The sequence below is a fragment of the Corynebacterium jamesii genome (genome assembly GCF_046097395.1).
Taxonomy (GTDB): domain Bacteria; phylum Actinomycetota; class Actinomycetes; order Mycobacteriales; family Mycobacteriaceae; genus Corynebacterium.
Map to the genome: position 1 here is coordinate 2,164,270 of NZ_CP175789.1, position 17,323 is coordinate 2,181,592.

Genomic DNA, 17,323 nt, shown 5'->3' on the forward strand with positions numbered 1-17,323 from the left:
CGGGAGTAGCATCGTGGGCATGACTTCGAACTACACCCCATTTCGCCGTCCCCGCCGACTCCGCACCACCCCGCAGATGCGCAACTTCACTGCGGAGACGGACCTGAACCCCAACCGGCTGGTGCTGCCGATGTTCCTCGCGGATGGGCTGGATGCTCCCCGCGACATCACCAGCCTGCCGGGCGTGCAGCAGCACACCGAGGATTCGCTGCTGCGGGCAGTGGAAGAAGCTGCAGAGGCGGGCGTGGGCTCCATCGACCTGTTCGGTGTGCCCCGGGACGAAGACAAGGATGCAACCGGTAGCCAGGCAGTTGCCGACAATGGGATTTTGAACCGCGGCCTGCGCGCCATCCGCGAGCGCTTCGGCGACGACATCCTGGTGATGGCAGATACCTGCCTGGATGAGTTCACGGATCACGGCCACTGCGGCGTGCTGTCCACCGATCGCTACGGCCGCCAGATCGTGGACAATGATGCAACCCTGCCACAGTACGCGAAGATGGCAGTTGCCCAAGCGGAAGCCGGAGCGCACATCGTGAGCCCCTCCGGAATGATGGATGGGCAGATCCGCCACATTCGCGAAGCTCTGGACGAGGCGGGCCACCAGGACGTCTCGATCATGGCCTACTCTGCGAAGTACGCCTCCGCCTTCTTTGGCCCCTTCCGCGAAGCTGTTGGATCGTCCCTGCAGGGCGACCGCCGCACCTACCAGCAAGACCCGCGGAACCTGCGGGAATCCATCCTGGAAACCCAGCTGGATATTGACGAAGGCGCGGACATGGTGATGGTCAAGCCCGCCATGCCTTACCTGGACGTGCTGCGCGAAGTGGCGGACATGTCGCCGGTGCCGGTGGCCGCTTACCAGGTCTCCGGCGAGTACGCCATGATCTCCGCAGCTGCTCAGAACGGGTGGATCGACGAGGAAGCGGCAATTATGGAATCCATCTACGGCATCCGCCGCGCCGGGGCGGACATCATCCTGACCTACTGGGCAACCCGCGTGGCGCAGATGCTGCGGGGATAATCAGTGGAACTCAAAGTGCCCAAAGATGCTTAATCGCCAGTAATCACAGTAGGCTAGATGGCTGTATGAACAGCACCGACAGCAGCGCACAGATGAGCACACAGCAACACGATCCCCGCCTACAGGGAGGCCCTCAGCAGGGGCAGCCAGGCCAGCCAGGGTCGCAGAACCCGCACGGTCAGCCGGGTTCACATGGCCCAATGGGATCCCACGGTCCGCAGGGGCAATGGGGGCCGCACGGCCAGCCACACACCCCGAGGCCACCGAAGCCGCCGAAGGTAGGCCGCAAGGACGGCCTGGCTCCGAACCTGAAGGAGGCGCCGGAGGACGTCCGCTACGGCGTATGGGCCTGGTTGAGTGTCGCCGTTTTTCAGCTGCTGGCTAGCGTGGTGCAGTTCGTTGCCAATATCGTTGACCCGCGTGCGCTGACCCAGAGCAGTCAGGGAATCCTCGACAGCCAAAGCGGCATGTTCGCCAGTGTGTTGGCGGATCAGGATGCTTCTACTATCGCCACGCAAGTGAACATCAGCTCGCTGGTGTGGGGCATCATCATTTCGGCCGCGTGTGCGTACCTGACCTGGCGTGCGGGCCGTGGAGCCCCGTATTCCCGCCTGTTTTTGAACGTCGCCTCCGTTTTCATGATCTTCAATGCGGTGCTCATCGTTTTCTCCAGCGGACCGGAATTCATGCCCGTGGGCTTCGTCCTCATCATCGGCATTCTGACCATCCTTTCTGGTGTGGCTGCCGCGCTGGGTCTGTGGTTCATGTCCCGCCCCGACAATCACGACTGGTTGGGCGTGCCCAGCGAAAAGGAGATGGAGAAGTACTCCAAGGAGATGGACGAGTACCAGGCGGAAATGCGGCGTCAAAAAGAAGAAAAGAAACAGAATAAAAACAACAAGCAGAACAACGACCACACCTGGGGAGGGCGCTAGACATGCCCGCCATGTTCCCCTCGATGGTCCCGAGCAGCGACGACCCGAACCGCAAGGTTAGTTATTGGAAGCCAGGCGACCCCACGCCGCGCATCGTGATCGTCAGCTTCGCAATGCTGATTGTGCTGGGGCTGCTGATGGTTTTCTTTGGCTTCCTGTCCCTGACGGCCTCGTGGGATCGCGAGCCACTCGACGCTGAGGAAGCCGAGCGCATGGACTTCGTGCGCAACAACGTGCGTATCCTCGGCGGCATCAACATTGTGGTCGGTGCAGCGCTTATGTTCTTCTCCCCCGGCGTGCGCGACGGTTACCGCGGCAAGCGCCGCCTGGTGCTGTGGATCGGCGCGGTGGGCATCCTGTTCATGCTGGCAGGATGGGTCTTCGGTTTCACTGGCCCGGGCCAGGCCGTCTTGGCCTTGCTGCTGGCCGTCGCGTTGCTGATGGCCTACCGGCCAGCGGTTAATCCATATTTCGACGCCGGGCATCGGCTCGACGAAGCCCCCATCGAAGGCGACGGCACCCTGCCGGGCGACAGCCTGCGGAAGTAATGGCAATGGCTGACAACGACTCGAGCATCGTCCCAACCAGTAGCCGCGTGGCCAGCCAGGCCTCCGTCGGAGTGGACGATGTGGACGAGGCCATCCTGCAGGCCCGCGAGGCTGCCGCGAAGGCCGGCTTTGACATGGATCGATCTCCGCAGACGGAGGAGGAGATCGACCGTGCGGCGCGGGAGCGTTGGGGGCTCGCCAGCTTCGCATACCGCTTGGAGGGGCTGGAATCCGCGGTGGATGCGACCACAGTGGAAGAAGAACTCAACGACATCCCCGGTGTGCAAGCCGCGGTGGTGTACTCCACCGGCATGGCGTGGATCTCCGCCGAGGATCAGGTACGCCCCGCGCAAATCCAGGAAGTGCTGGAAAAGCACGAGCTGGATAGTTGGCTGACGGATTCTTCGCTACGCCGACGCGCGTCGCGGCTGGAGATCGAGGAGACCCGTCGGCGCATGCGGCGCCACGCCAGCGCACACAGACGATCGTGGGCCGCGGCGGAAAGCCGCAAGCGGCGGGACAAAAACAAGGTGGAAATCGACCGCTTCCGTCGCCAGAACCCTTTTGACTCCACCGAGGGGCTGCACACAGCCCGACAGCTGATTACCCGCATGCGGCTGATCGTCGCCGTGGTGCTGGGCCTGCCGGTGGTGGTTTTGCAGCTGGTCTCTGGCTGGCAGTTCGACTACTGGCAGTGGGTCTGTTTGTTGCTGGCCACCCCGGTGGTCACCTGGTGCGCGTGGCCCTTCCACCGCGCATTCTTCGGCGGGCTAAGGCGCAGACAATCCGCCCTGGACGGCGCCAGCTCCGTGGCGATTTTGCTGGCCTACCTGTATTCGGCATGCATACTGATCTTCACTTCCGCCGGCGATGTCGGCTGGGAAAGCCACCAGGTGCTGATCGCGGGAGTGTGGTCGGCGCAGAACATTCAGGGTGCGGTGTTCTTCGATGTGGCCTGCGGCGGCACGATCCTGCTGCTGTTCGGACGGCTACTTTCCCGGCGCACGGCGCTGCGTTCGAAGTCGATCCTTTCCGTGTTGACGGTGCCTGCCGCGAAGGAAGTCACGGTGGTGCGCAAGACGCGTAAGTCGAAGACGGAAAAGAAGAACATCCCACTAGCGGAGATTCGTACGGGCGACGACATCATCATCCCCACCGGCGTGATGGTGCCCAGCGATGGAGAGATCATCAGCGGCAAGTCTCTGGTGGATATGGGCCCGGTCGGTGGCTTGCACCGCACCTTCGAGGTTTCCGTCGGTGACCGCATCTACGCGGGTGCCCGCAACTACGGCGGGCAATTGAAAATGCGCGTGCACGCCACGGGTTCCTCTACCCGCCTGGCCGCAATGCACCGTTGGGTGCGTGGCTCGGCGCTGGACGAAACGCGCCTGACCCAGCTGACGAACCGCACCGCCAGCTTGTTGGTGCCATGGGCTTTCGTACTGGCGGTGGTGAACTTCATCGCCTGGTTGGCCATCACCAAGTCCGTGGATGCGGCGATGGCTACCACGCTGTCGCTGCTGGCGGTGGTTGCGCCAGTCGCCCTGGCGCTATCTGCCCCGCTGGCGCTGCGGCTGGGGCTGTGGCGCGCCGCCACCTCGGGCGCATTGCTGCGCGATACCAGCACCATTCACAAACTTGCAGAGGTTGAGGCCATGATCTTCAACCGTGTGGGCACCCTGACCGACGGACCAATGCACGTCATCGACGTAGTCCCCACCAAGGGCGAGAACCCGGACCTGATTCTGCGCGTGGCCGGTGCGTTGTCGTTGGAATCTAACCACGCCGTCTCGCGGGCTCTGGTGCGTGCCGACCGCGAGGCACGCGACACCGGTGCCGGCGGGGAGGGGATTCCCCACTGGCTGGATGTCGGCGAGGTAAAGATCACCAAGGACGGCACCTTCGAAGGCATGGTGGAACTGCCCATCGACGGCGAAATGCGCAACGTGAAGGCACGCCTGTGGCGCCCACACGATCTGGGCGAGATCCGCGATCCACGCCTGGCTGCCGCCGTGTTGAACGGTGGGTCGCCGGTGATCGTCAGCTGGAAGGGCAAAGACCGCGGGGTTATCAGCCTGGCGGATAGCTTCAAGGACGATGCCCCCGCGGCGATCGACCGCCTGGAAGACATGCAGCTAGAGACCTACATGCTCTCCCGCGACATCTACCCGGTAGCCCGCCGTACAGCGAACTCTATCGGTATCTCCACCGTGCTGGCTGGTATCGCGCCGAACCGTAAGGAAGCTACCGTCCGCGGCGTGCATGCCATGGGCGTGCGTGTGGCAATGGTGGGCGATAGCGACGTACTGGGCGCTCTGCGGGTGGCGGATGTGGGAATTCTCATGGCTTCTTCCAACCGCATCGATCCCACCGCCTCCGACGTGGCGGATGTGGTGATGCAGCGCGAGGACGTCTCTGCCCTGCCGGAGCTGGTGAATCTGGTTCGCCACGTGCGCAACACCACCGACTGGAACGTGTGGCTGTCGTGGACATACAACGTCGTGGGTGCCACGCTGGCCATCGCCGGTGTGCTTAACCCGCTGCTGGCCACCGTGTTTATGCTGCTGAGCTCCACGCTGATCGAAAGCCGCAGCGCGCGTATTCTGCACCGCAACTACGCCCGTGGCACGCTGCGCCAGACCCACTCGTGGCAGGGGTGGGTAGAGCGCCGACGGGAGATCCGCGAGCTACGCAAGCAGGAAAAGCAGCGCGCGGAGGCCATTGCCCTGGCCCGTGCCGAGGCGGCGGATGAGGAGTTCGAACAGTCCCAGCGCTAGGCGCGCTAGGCTGGTGGGGATTGCAAGCTAACCACTAGTGAAGTGGCAGGAAGGATCCCTTTCGTGTCTGTCAACGCTGACTCCCAGCCCTCGAACAACGCTTCTCATCAGGCCAGCGAGGAGGCCTTTGAGCGGGCCCGCGCCCTGATCCCGGGTGGAGTGAACTCCCCGGTTCGTGCCTTCGGCTCGGTGGGCGGCACCCCGCCGTTTATCACCTCCGCGAAGGGCTCCACGCTGAACGACATCGACGGCAACTCTTACGTGGATCTGTTCTGCTCCTGGGGGCCGATGATCCACGGCCACGCCCACCCGCAGATTGTGGAGGCCGTGCGCGAGGCGGCGGGCCACGGCCTGTCCTTCGGCGCCCCGACCACCATGGAGGTGGACTTGGTGGAAGAGATCGTCCGCCGCACCTCCGTGGAAAAGGTTCGACTGGTGAACTCCGGCACCGAAGCCACCATGTCTGCCATCCGCCTGGCACGCGGCTACACCGGTCGCGACAAGATCTTGAAGTTTGAGGGCTGCTACCACGGGCACGTGGATTCTCTGCTGGTCGCAGCGGGTTCCGGCGTGGCTACTTTCGGCCTGCCGGATTCCCCGGGCATCACCAAGGCGGCCGCGGGCGATACTGTCGTGGTGCCTTACCGCGATGTGCAGGCCGTGGAAGATGCCTTCGCTACTCACGCAGGGGAGATCGCCGCGATTATTGTCGAGGGCGCGCCGGGCAACATGGGTACGGTAAACCCACAGGGCTTCAATGCAGAGCTGCAGCGCATCGCCCACAACAACGGCGCTTTGTTGATCGTCGACGAGGTCATGACCGGCTTCCGCGTCACCGAGTCTGGCTGGTTCGGCAAGGACAGTGTGGCGGGTGACCTCACCACCTTCGGCAAGGTTGTTTCCGGTGGCCTGCCCGCCGCCGCGTTCGGCGGTAAGGCGGAGATCATGGACTACCTCGCGCCGGTCGGCCCGGTGTACCAGGCAGGCACGTTGTCGGGCAATCCCGTCGCCGTTGCGTCGGGTCTGGCATCTTTGAAGTTGGCCGACGCCGCCGCGTACCAGCAACTCGACGCGAATGCCGACGCGCTGGCAGGCATCCTGTCCGACGCACTGACTAAGGCCTCCGTGGCCCACCACATTCAGCGCGCAGGCAGCATGCTGAGCGTGCGCTTTGCCGAGGGAGAAGGTGCGAACTTCGCAGATATGAAGGCTGCGGATACCTTCCGCTACCCGGCGTTCTTCCACGCCTTCTTGGATGGAGGGGTGTTCGCCCCGCCGAGTGTGTTCGAGACCTGGTTCGTTTCCACGGCACTCACCGACGCGGACTTCGAGAAGATCGCCGCGGCCGCCACGTCGGCCGCCGAGGCCGCTGCAGCAGCCACCCCGACGGCTTAGGACTCATACGGAAAATCTAAAACCCCAGTAAGAACCCCTTAAAGCAGGGATCGCCTTACTTGGGTTGGGGTGGCTGGCACGCTAAGCTAGGTGACCATGGCAACGATCGTTCACCTTGTACGGCACGGAGAAGTGCACAATCCGGATCGCATTCTCTATGGCCGTTTGCCCGGGTACCACCTCTCCGAGCGGGGGCGGAACATGGCACACGCCACCGCAGCCGACCTCGCTGATCACGACGTGGTGTACCTGGCAGCTTCCCCGTTGCAGCGGGCACAAGAGACCGCCAAGCCGTTCTCCGAGAAACTGAGCCTGGAGGTCCAGACGGACGAGCGCATCATCGAGGCCGGTAACGATCTGCAGGGCTTGCACATTAAGGGCGTGCGCAGCGCGCTGTGGAACCCGAAGCGTTGGCCCATGTTAAAGAATCCCACCATTCCCAGCTGGGGCGAGCCTTACCAGGAGATTGCCGACCGGATGTGGGAGGCCGTAGACGCCGCGCGAGAGAAGGCCCGCGGGCACGAGGCAGTGCTAGTCACCCACCAGCTGCCAATCGTGATGATCCAGCGCGACGTCCAGGGGCTGCCCCTGGCGCACAACCCGGCCGTCCGCCAGTGCGAGCTGGCCTCCGTGACCTCCCTGGTGTACGACGGTGGACACCTAACGGACATTTTTTACTCCGAGCCAGCGCAGGAGATTTAAGGTGCATAAAAAGCTAACGGCAGTACTAGCAGCAACTCTGCTCGCCAGCGGGGCGGCGCTTACCGCCTGTGGTGAGGAAAGCACCGCGGGTAAGGACGCAGTGGCCAGTGGTGGAACGTTTGAATTCGTCGCCCCCGGTGGGCAGACCAGCATCCACTACGAACCAGAGGAGCGCAAGGAGGTCGCTGACTTCACCGGCACCAACCTGGACGGCGGCGACGACATCAACCTGTCCGACTTCAAAGGCCAGGTCGTAGTTCTGAATGCCTGGGGCCAGTGGTGTGGACCGTGCCGCAGCGAATCCGATGACCTGCAGCGGGTTCAGGAGAAGCTGGAAAAGCACGGCGGCGGCACCATCCTGGGCATCAACGTACGCGACAACGTTAAGGAAAAGCCGCAGGACTTCGTCAAGGACAACGGAATCACCTACCCGTCGATCTACGACCCGCCGTTCAAGACCGCCCTGGCGCTGGGTGGCGTGCCGGCCTCCGTTATTCCCACCACCATCGTGCTGGATAAACAGCACCGCCCGGCGCACATCTTCTTAAAGGAAATCACGGACAAGGAACTGTGGGAACAGGTCGAGCCGCTACTGAACGAGGACGAGTAAATGATCCTCGCGGCATCCATCGGAGAGACTTTTGCAGACACGGCCGCTGCCGGCCCGTTGCTGCTGGCACTGCTCGTTTCCGCCGCTGCAGGGCTGGTTTCCTTCGCCTCGCCCTGCGTGATTCCGCTGGTGCCTGGGTACATTTCTTACCTCGCCGGAGTTGTGGGCGCGGAAACCGAGTTCACCGAAGACGGCGCGCTGGTAAAGGCCAAGCGGGGCCGGGTGGCCACTGCCGCCCTGTTGTTTGTGTTGGGCTTTACCGTCGTATTTGTGCTGGCCACGGCCACGGTATTCGGGGTGATCAGCGCGCTGACGCTGAACCAGCAGGTGCTGATGCGCATCGGCGGCGTGATTACCATCGCCATGGGCGTGGTGTTCATGGGGTTTATCTCCCCACTGCAGCGCGACACGCGCCTATCCCCGAAGCGCTGGACAACCATCGCCGGTGCGCCTCTGCTGGGCGGAGTGTTCGCCCTGGGCTGGACCCCGTGCCTGGGCCCCACACTGGCCTCCATCATTTCGGTATCCGCCGGAACCGAAGGGATGACGGCCGCCCGCGGTGTGGTCCTGATCGTCGCCTACTGCCTGGGCCTCGGGTTACCATTCATTGTCGTGGCGCTGGGATCTTCCACGGCGCTGACGGGCATCGGTTGGCTGCGCAAGCACTCCCGCACGATCCAGATGATCGGCGGCGCGTTGCTGGTCGTCGTCGGGCTGTTGCTGGTCACCGGGCAGTGGGCGGTGTTCGTGGACTACATCCGAGAGGTATTCATCTCGGATAAGACCCTGCCGATCTAAAGCCGATCTCCTGCCGTTGGCTTAAGGGAAAAGGCCGCGGCTGAGAAGTGGGCGTCAATAAAAACGAGAGAGCGAAAGTACGAAAGAGCAACCATGCTGAAGACCATCCTGAGCTTGCCGAAGAAGGGCTGGCTGTGGCTCACGAAGATGAAGACAGCCCTGGTGCTGCTTTTCCTTCTGGCGCTGGCGGCGATCCCGGGCGCGCTGTTGCCGCAGCGGTCGCTCAACGAGGGCAAGGTTGCCGAATATATTGACGCCAACGGCAAGACCGCCGAGGTCTTCGACAAGCTGCAGCTGTTCGATGTCTTTAGTTCTACCTGGTTCGTGGCGATCTACGTACTGCTGTTTATTTCCCTGGTGGGCTGCATCCTGCCGCGCAGCATCGACCACTACAAGGCACTGCGTTCCTCCCCGCCGCCGGCGCCGAAGCGCCTGGACCGCATGCCGTACCACTACACCGGCACCGTCGATGAGTCGGTGGAGGATGTGCAGAAATCCCTGCGCGAGGAGTTCAAAGGCTGGAACATCAACGAAGTTGATAAGGATCGCGACCGCGCCGGGGCATGGTCCATGTCGGCAGAGAAAGGCTACCTGCGCGAGGCAGCGAACCTGGTGTTCCACCTGTCGCTGGTGGGCATCCTCATCGCCGTGGCCGCCGGCAAGATGGTCTACTACGAGGGGCAGGTCATCGTGGTGGCCGGGACGGATAATGAACAGTCCCAGTTCTGCAACTCCGCCGTGTCGAACTTCGACTCTTTCCGCAACGGTCCGGTGTTCGACGGCACGGGGTTGACCCCCTTCTGTGTGAACGTCAAGGACTTCAAGGCCGACTACCTGCAAAACGGCCAGGCAGTGGGCTTCGAGTCCAACATCGATTTCGCCAACAAGGACGATGCCTTCAAGCCCACGGAGGAGTGGCAGCACGAGACGCTGAAGGTGAATCACCCGCTGCGTTTCGAGGGTAACCGCGTGTACTTGCAGGGCCACGGCTATGCCCCGACGTTTACCATTAAGTGGCCGAACGGGGAGGAGCGCACCGAGACCGTGCAGTTCCGTCCTGATGACATGACGTACTTCCTGTCCTCCGGTGCGGTGCGTTGGGATCCGCCGGCCGGCATGTACCCGGACCTGCAGGAGCGCCGCCAGCACCAGATCTCTCTGCAAGGCCTGTTTGCGCCATCGGCGGAGTGGACTGGACCGAACGGCAAGATCCTCTCCTCCAACTTCCCGGCGATGCGCGACCCGGCGGTGGCCATCGACATCTACCGCGGCGATACCGGGCTGGACGGTGGCCGTAGCCAGAACATCTTCGCCCTGGACTCGGAGGCTCTGCACTCCGGCCAGATGCAGATGCTGGATCGCGTGAACCTGGAGAAGGGCGAATCCGTCACCCTGGACGATGGCACCGAGATCACCTTCGATGGGGCCAAGGAGTTCGTGAACCTGCAGATCTCCAAGGATCCGACGACCACCTGGTTGCTGGTGTTTGCTGTGCTGATGCTGGCCTCGCTCGTTGCCTCCCTGGCCGTGAAACGTCGCCGCTTCTGGGTGCGCATTACTCCGGAAGGTGAAGGCACGCGGATCCAGATCGCCGGGCTTTCTCGCACGGACTCCGCCGGCTGGGGTCGCGAGTTCAACCGCCGTGCCGAGCGCGTGCTGGGGCTGGAGGAAGAGGCTCTGGACGAGGAATACGATGTGGATTCCGACGACTGGGAGGACCACGTCGACGATCACCTGGCGCCACGGGATTGAGTTACCCCGATTGGGTGATTGTGGAAGCGCGTGAACAGGCGCTAAGCTGATAATTTGTAGCGATTTAAGACTTTCTTTAGAAGGATTCTCGATGCAGATCGATCCGCAGCTATCCGAATTCTCCGACTTGGCTTTCCGCTCCGCGGAGTCCCTTTACCTGCTGGCGCTCGCCATTTCCCTGGTCTTCTACGGAATGGTTCGCGTGGGCGCAGACCGCCGCCGCCAGCGCGCCGAGGAGCTGGAGAAGCTGCAGGCGGAGCACTCCGCGCGTGCTACCTCCACCGCCAAGGTGACCGTAGGCGCAGGTGCTGCGAGCGATGCGGCTGACTCGGATGTTGCCGATGCCGGGGAGATCACGGGTGACGACATTGAGCCCGACTTTGCCTCCTTCGAGGCGCAGCTGCCGGAGCGTCTGCGCTCCGAGAGCGTTTCTAAGACCCTGGATCGCGCCGACAAGCTCGGCGGCATCACCCAGTCCCTGGTGTGGCTGGCCATCGCAATCCACGCAGTGTTCGTGATTCTGCGTGGCCTGGCCACCAACCGCTTCCCGTGGGGCAACCTCTTCGAATACGTCGGCGTGGTCACCCTGTTTGCCATGGTCGTCGCCGCGCTCATGATCCGCCGCAAGGCAATGCGCGTCATGTGGCCGTGGGTCCTGACTCCGGTTGTCGGTCTGCTGTTCTACGCGGGCACCAAGTTGTACGCGGAGACCGCCCCGGTTGTGCCGGCGCTGCAGTCCTACTGGCTGGTCATCCACGTCTCTACCGTCGCAATCGGCGCGGGCATTGGCCTGATGTCCGGCGTGGCTTCCCTGATGTACCTGCTGCGCCGCAAGTACCCGAAGGGTGAGGAACAGGGCTGGTTGGGCACCATCGCCGCCCCGCTCCCGGATGCCACCAAGCTGGATGCGCTGGCCTACCGCACCGCCGTATGGGCACTGCCGATCTTCGGCCTGGGCATCATCTTCGGCGCCATCTGGGCGAATGCCGCTTGGGGCCGCCCCTGGGGTTGGGACCCGAAGGAGACCGTTTCCTTCATCACCTGGATCCTTTACGCCGCCTACCTGCACGCCCGCGCCACCCCGGGTTGGCGCGGGCGTAAGTCCGCGTGGATCAACGTCTTCGCCTTCGCCACGATGGTCTTCAACCTCTTCTTCATCAACATGGTGGTCTCCGGCCTGCACTCTTACGCTGGCCTGAACTAGCCCGGCACTAGATTCGCCGTTTTGCCTTAATCCAGGAAGGAGCTTCCCGTGACCGAGCACAATGCCGCCCAGCACACCTTCATCCCCGCCCTCACAGCACCGAACGATGTGGAGGGCGGTCGCGCTATCCCGCAGGTCAAGGTAGCGGCGAACGTGGAGGGCGCCCGCGTGGTGCGCATCGCCTTCCGGCCCGGCGACGTGTTCGCCGACCACAAGGCGCCGAAGCCGATTCTGGTGATGGGGCAGCAGGGGCGCATCGAGTTCACCGTCTGGCCCGGCCCGGACTCCGAGGGAACTCCGGAGATCATTGAGCTGGCTCCCGGCACTGCCATCCACGTGCCCGCCCAGCAGCTGCACGCCCTGCGAGCCCTCGACGACGCTCCGGCTATCGCCACCCTGATTTTGCTAACGGGGGAGTAGGGTGAGCGCATTTTCCACCGTCCTCATTACCGGCGGGGCAGGCTTCATCGGCGCGAATTTCGTCCACCGAACCCTGGAGACCAGGCCGGACGTTAAGGTTCTTATTTTTGACGCCCTCACGTACGCAGCGAACCCACTGAATCTGCAGACCGAGGACGGCATTCCGCTGGAGGTTGCCTATCCGGGGCGGGTGGAGTTCATTGAAGGCGACGTGGCGGATGCCTCGGCGTTTCGGGCTGCCCTGGAGCGGGCAATCACGGTTACCGAAGCCGCAGGGGGCGCGGGAAACAAAAGCGCTGCCGAGTCCCAGCAGTCCGCTGCCGACCGGGTGGCGATCGTGCACTTCGCGGCGGAGAGCCACAACGATAACTCGCTGGCCACGCCGGCGATCTTCGCCCGCAGCAACGTGGAAGGAACCCTGAACGTCGCCCAGGCGGCCGCGGACCTGGGGGTGCGCCTGCATCACATTTCCACCGATGAGGTCTTCGGCGACCTCGCCCTGGACGATCCACATCGCTTCACGGTGGATACCCCGTACAACCCTTCCTCGCCCTACTCTGCATCCAAGGCGGCGGCGGATCACTTCGTCCGCGCCTTCGTGCGTTCGCGGGGGTTGAAGGCCACTATCTCCAACTGTTCGAACAACTACGGCCCGCGCCAGCACCCGGAGAAGTTCATTCCCCGGCAGATCACCGGCCTCATCGAGGGCCATCGTCCTCGCCTGTATGGCACGGGCGAAAATATCCGCGATTGGATTCACGTGGATGATCACAACGATGCGGTGTGGCAGATTCTGGATTTTGGCAAGCTGGGGGAGACCTACCTCATCGGCGCGGAGGGGGAGCGCTCTAACCTGCAGGTTGTGCAGGACCTACTGGAGCTTTTCGGTCGCCCGGCGGATGACTTTGTGCACGTCACCGACCGTCCGGGTCACGATCGCCGCTATGCGATCGACCCCAGCAGCATTGCCGAGTTGGGGTGGCAGCCGCGCTTCACGAATTTCGCTTCCGGGCTGGCCGAGACGGTGGAGTGGTATCGCCGCAATGAGAAGTGGTGGGTTGAGTCCAGGGCGGCGTCCGAAAAGAAATACCGCGCCACCGAAAAAGAGATGGCTGCAGAAGCGATAGCTACAGAAGAGATTGATCCCACGTAGCGTCTCCCGCGCGGGGGTGCCCGCAATTCTAAGCAAGGCTTGACTAAGTAAGTGGGGGCTAAGTAAGGTTCGGCTAACCGTATGTTGAGTTAGTTTGAATCTTGTAAGGGAAAAATGGCAAAGAATCGCGTCAAGCTGCTGGCTGCACTGGTGGCAGCAGGTATGTCCCTGGCCGCCTGTGGCTCCGCCGACGAGGGTACCTCGAGCAACCAGTCCAGCGAGGGCACGATCTCCATCGAGGACAACAGCGGTGAGGTGCAGGTGCCGAAGAACCCGAAGTCCGTGGTTGCACTAGATAACCGCAGCTTCGAAATCCTCAACGAGTGGGGTGTGGAGCTGGCTGCAGCGCCGAAGAAGCTGATTCCGGCGAGCGTCACCGACTACAAGGATGACGAAGAGATCAAGGATATCGGCAACCACAAGGAGCCCGACCTCGAGGCCCTGGTGGCAGCCCAGCCGGATCTGGTGATCAGCGGCCAGCGCTTCTTGGACCGCGACAACGAGATCAAGGAATTGGTCCCGGACGCAGCGGTAGTGGAGCTGGAGCCTCGTGAGGATAAGTCGATGGATGAGGAGCTGGTTCGCCAGATCACCACTCTGGGCGAAATCTTCGACAAGAAGGACGAAGCCGAGAAGATGGTGCAGGACTTCAACGATGCGAAGGATCGCGCGAAGAAGGCCTACGACAAGCTGGACGGAGACAAGAAGGTCATGGCCGTCAACGTCTCCGGCGGCGAAATCGGCTACGTTGCGCCGCACATCGGCCGCGTGTGGGGTCCAGTGTTCGACTGGCTGGGAATGGAGCCGGCACTGGAGGTCGACAACGCCTCCAGCAACCACGAGGGCGATGACATCTCCGTCGAAGCAATCGCAGATGCAAAGCCGGACTGGATGCTGGTGCTGGACCGCGACGGTGCCATCAACGCGGACCAGCCGGATTACTCCCCGGCGGCAGACGTGATCAAGCGCTCCGATGCGCTGCAGGGCGTGCCAGCGCTGAAGGAAGATCGCGTGATCGTGGCACCGCAGGATACGTACACCAACGAGTCCATTACGACCTACACCGAGATCCTGAACTCCCTGGCAGACGCATTCGAGGGGAAGTAAAACGCGAACGCCGCGCGCCGCCGTGCAGTACTGAACATTGCTACAGAAAGTGAATTGACCAGCTCGAATGACTGCTCAGAGCACTACGTCACCCGAGGTTCGCAACGAACCTCGGGTTGCGCGTACCCGGGGAAAGCTTGTTGATTGGAAGTTCCTCGTCGCCGCATCGATTGTGGCGGCACTTCTCGTTGCCAGCCTGTTGGTTGGCGAATACGACGTTTTCAACGCGAAAGATGGCATCGACATGTTCTCCATCACCCGCGTCCCGCGCACCATCGCATTGGTGTTGGCGGGTGCGGCGATGGCCATGTGTGGGCTGGTGATGCAGATGCTCACGCAGAACCGCTTCGTTTCACCGACCACCACCGGCACTACCGAGTGGGCGGGCCTGGGTCTGCTCTTCGTGATGGTCGTCTTCCCCGGGGCGACGGTGATGGGGCGGATGGTCGGTGCCGTCGTATTTTCCTTCGTCGGCGCGATGGTGTTCTTCTTTTTCCTGCAGCGGGTATCGTTGCGCTCTTCACTGATCGTGCCGATTGTGGGCATTATGCTGGGTGCGGTTGTTTCCGCGGTCTCGACTTTCGTCGCCCTGCAGACCGACATGCTGCAGCAGCTGGGCGTGTGGTTCGCCGGCAGCTTCACCTCGGTCTATAAGGGCCAATACGAGGTGTTGTGGGTGGTGTTGCTGGTCGTGGTGGGAGTGTTCCTGCTGGCGGACCGGCTAACCCTGGCGGGCTTGGGCGAAGACTTCGCCACCGCCGTGGGCATGAACTACCGGCGGATCGTACTGGTCGGCACTGTGATGGTTGCCATTGCCGTGGGGGTGGTGACGGTCGTGGTCGGTAATCTGCCTTTCCTGGGGCTGATTGTGCCGAACATCGTCTCGATGATCCGCGGTGACGACCTGCGTAGCAACCTGCCGTGGGTGTGCCTGGTGGGTATCGCTACCGTAGCGGCTTGTGACCTGCTGGCTCGCACAGTGATCTCGCCTTTTGAGATCCCTGTTTCCGTGGTGCTGGGTATCGTCGGCGCGGTGGTCTTTGTTGTGCTGATTGTGAGGAACCGTTGATGACGAACCTAACCCTTGAGCGGCTGGTCCCGCAACGGTTGCTCCCGAGCACATCCAACCGTTCCTCCGGCGCGTTCCCCACGCGGCCGAAGGCGGCGCGCTACTGGTTAGCCCTGGGCATCATCGTTATTTTGGGCGTGGCCTCTGCAGTGGGGCTGCTGGCCTATGGCAATCCGATGCCTTTCGGAACGCGGGGTTTCTGGCTGTTGGCGGAGCGCCGCATGAACGCGGTGATCGCTATCGCCATCGTCGCGGTCGCTCAGGCGGTAGCCACGGTGGCTTTCCAGACGGTAACGAATAACCGCATCATTACCCCGTCGATTATGGGGTTCGAGTCGCTGTACGTGGCCATCCACACCTCCACCGTGTTTTTCCTGGGCGGCAGCGGTTTGGTTGAAGCCCGCACCATGTCGACCTACATCATCCAACTGGTTCTCATGGTCGGCTTCGCGTTGCTGTTGTACTCTTGGCTGCTTACCGGCAAGAACGCGAACATGCATGCGATGTTGCTGGTCGGCATCGTTATCGGGGCCGGGTTGGGGTCTGTGTCTACCTTTATGCAGCGCCTATTGACGCCCAGCGATTTCGACTTGCTGACCGCCCGCCTGTTCGGGTCAGTGAATAACGCGGAGCCAGAGTACTTTCCGATCTCGATCGTGCTGGTTGCCGTGGCCGCGGGCGCGCTACTGCTAATGTCCCGCACTCTCAACGTGCTGGCCTTGGGGCCGGATGCGACGACGAACCTTGGCATCAACCACCGGGGCAAGGCGATCGTGGTGCTCATCCTGGTTGCAATCCTCATGGCCGTTTCCACCGCGCTAGTCGGCCCGATGGCCTTCCTGGGATTCTTGGTGGCCACGCTGGCCTACCAGTTCGCGGGCACCTCCGACCACCGCTATGTCTTCCCTATGGCCATCGCCACTGCCTTCCTAGTGCTGGCGGGTGCGTACTTCGTGATGAACCACATCTTCTACGCGCAAGGCGTGGTTTCGATCATTATTGAGCTGGTCGGCGGTACAGTGTTCCTCTACGTCATTCTTAGAAAGGGTCGACTGTGATCAAGCTGTCCGAAGTCGCTAAGAAATATAGTGACGCCTCCGGCTCCGGAGCCAGCATCGGTCCGGCGAACCTGGAAATCCCCGCCGGGGGAGTGACCTCCCTGGTCGGCCCCAACGGCGCGGGCAAATCCACCCTGCTCACCATGATGGGGCGGTTGCTGGATCTGGACGAGGGCACCATCGAGGTCGCCGGCTTTGATGTGAGCACCACGAAGTCCAAGGATCTGGCGAAGGTGCTGTCCATCCTGCGGCAGGAGAACCACTTCGTCACCCGCCTGACGGTCCGCCAGCTGGTGGGCTTCGGCCGTTTCCCATATTCCAAGGGGCGGCTGACGCGGAAGGACGAAGAGATAATCTCCACTTACATCGACTTCTTAAACCTCCGCGAGCTGGAGAATCGCTACCTGGACCAGCTGTCCGGCGGGCAGCGGCAGCGCGCCTACGTGGCAATGGTGCTGTGCCAGGAAACCGACTACGTGTTACTGGATGAACCGCTGAACAACCTGGATATCGCCCACGCGGTGCAGATGATGAAGCACCTGCGCCGGGCGGCTTCGGAGTTCGGTCGCACCATCATTGTGGTGCTGCACGACATCAACTTCGCGGCGAAATACTCGGACCACATCTGCGCCGTCAAGGACGGGCAGATCGTGCGCTTCGGCTCCCCGGAAGAACTCATGACCGATGAGATCCTGACCGACATCTTCGACACCCCGGTGACCGTCGTCGATGGCCCCGATGGGCCACTGGCCTGCTACTTCTAAGCCCGCC

16 protein-coding genes are annotated in these 17,323 nt (G+C 62.6%); all 16 read left to right on the forward strand.

The window, feature by feature from the left end:
- The first annotated feature begins 19 nt into the window (after positions 1-19).
- Entirely contained in the window at positions 20-1,024 is a 1,005-nt protein-coding gene (gene hemB / locus ACKFRT_RS09625) for a porphobilinogen synthase (protein ID WP_408925136.1), read from the forward strand.
- 65 nt (positions 1,025-1,089) lie between these two features.
- A complete protein-coding gene (locus tag ACKFRT_RS09630) occupies positions 1,090-1,959 on the forward strand; it encodes a hypothetical protein (RefSeq protein WP_408925137.1) in 870 nt (289 codons plus the stop codon).
- 2 nt (positions 1,960-1,961) lie between these two features.
- The gene (locus tag ACKFRT_RS09635) at positions 1,962-2,507 is read left to right on the forward strand and encodes a hypothetical protein (RefSeq protein ID WP_408925138.1); all 546 of its coding nucleotides are present in this window, start codon (positions 1,962-1,964) and stop codon (positions 2,505-2,507) included.
- A 5-nt stretch (positions 2,508-2,512) separates the two neighbouring features.
- Positions 2,513-5,284 (forward strand): heavy metal translocating P-type ATPase, encoded by a 2,772-nt coding sequence (locus ACKFRT_RS09640; RefSeq protein WP_408925139.1) that lies wholly within the window; start codon positions 2,513-2,515, stop codon positions 5,282-5,284.
- Between the two features lie 63 nt (positions 5,285-5,347).
- Positions 5,348-6,679 (forward strand): glutamate-1-semialdehyde 2,1-aminomutase, encoded by a 1,332-nt coding sequence (gene hemL, locus ACKFRT_RS09645; RefSeq protein ID WP_408925140.1) that lies wholly within the window; start codon positions 5,348-5,350, stop codon positions 6,677-6,679.
- Positions 6,680-6,775: 96 nt separating this feature from the next.
- Entirely contained in the window at positions 6,776-7,381 is a 606-nt protein-coding gene (locus ACKFRT_RS09650; RefSeq protein WP_296215339.1) for a histidine phosphatase family protein, read from the forward strand.
- 1 nt (position 7,382) lies between these two features.
- Complete coding sequence (locus tag ACKFRT_RS09655; RefSeq protein ID WP_296215337.1) at positions 7,383-7,991, forward strand: TlpA disulfide reductase family protein; 609 nt, start codon at positions 7,383-7,385, stop codon at positions 7,989-7,991.
- Positions 7,992-8,789, forward strand: a complete 798-nt coding sequence (locus ACKFRT_RS09660) for a cytochrome c biogenesis CcdA family protein (RefSeq protein WP_408925141.1) — start codon at positions 7,992-7,994, stop codon at positions 8,787-8,789. It abuts the gene before it with no gap.
- A 93-nt stretch (positions 8,790-8,882) separates the two neighbouring features.
- Complete coding sequence (locus ACKFRT_RS09665; protein WP_408925142.1) at positions 8,883-10,541, forward strand: cytochrome c biogenesis protein ResB; 1,659 nt, start codon at positions 8,883-8,885, stop codon at positions 10,539-10,541.
- Positions 10,542-10,632: 91 nt separating this feature from the next.
- On the forward strand, positions 10,633-11,745 hold the full coding sequence (ccsB, locus tag ACKFRT_RS09670) for a c-type cytochrome biogenesis protein CcsB (protein WP_296215331.1): 1,113 nt from the start codon (positions 10,633-10,635) through the stop codon (positions 11,743-11,745).
- 48 nt (positions 11,746-11,793) lie between these two features.
- The gene (locus ACKFRT_RS09675; RefSeq protein ID WP_296215329.1) at positions 11,794-12,165 is read left to right on the forward strand and encodes a hypothetical protein; all 372 of its coding nucleotides are present in this window, start codon (positions 11,794-11,796) and stop codon (positions 12,163-12,165) included.
- 1 nt (position 12,166) lies between these two features.
- Positions 12,167-13,318, forward strand: coding sequence for a dTDP-glucose 4,6-dehydratase (locus ACKFRT_RS09680; RefSeq protein WP_408925143.1), 1,152 nt, complete (start codon positions 12,167-12,169; stop codon positions 13,316-13,318).
- Between the two features lie 114 nt (positions 13,319-13,432).
- Positions 13,433-14,425: a siderophore ABC transporter substrate-binding protein gene (locus ACKFRT_RS09685; protein ID WP_296215326.1), complete on the forward strand. Its 993-nt coding sequence runs from the start codon at positions 13,433-13,435 to the stop codon at positions 14,423-14,425.
- A 67-nt stretch (positions 14,426-14,492) separates the two neighbouring features.
- Positions 14,493-15,494 (forward strand): ABC transporter permease, encoded by a 1,002-nt coding sequence (locus ACKFRT_RS09690; protein WP_408925144.1) that lies wholly within the window; start codon positions 14,493-14,495, stop codon positions 15,492-15,494.
- Positions 15,494-16,552 (forward strand): iron chelate uptake ABC transporter family permease subunit, encoded by a 1,059-nt coding sequence (locus tag ACKFRT_RS09695; protein ID WP_408925145.1) that lies wholly within the window; start codon positions 15,494-15,496, stop codon positions 16,550-16,552. The genes ACKFRT_RS09690 and ACKFRT_RS09695 overlap by 1 nt, the downstream gene beginning before the upstream one ends.
- Positions 16,549-17,316 (forward strand): ABC transporter ATP-binding protein, encoded by a 768-nt coding sequence (locus ACKFRT_RS09700; RefSeq protein WP_296215321.1) that lies wholly within the window; start codon positions 16,549-16,551, stop codon positions 17,314-17,316. The genes ACKFRT_RS09695 and ACKFRT_RS09700 overlap by 4 nt, the downstream gene beginning before the upstream one ends.
- The last annotated feature ends 7 nt before the right edge of the window (positions 17,317-17,323 follow it).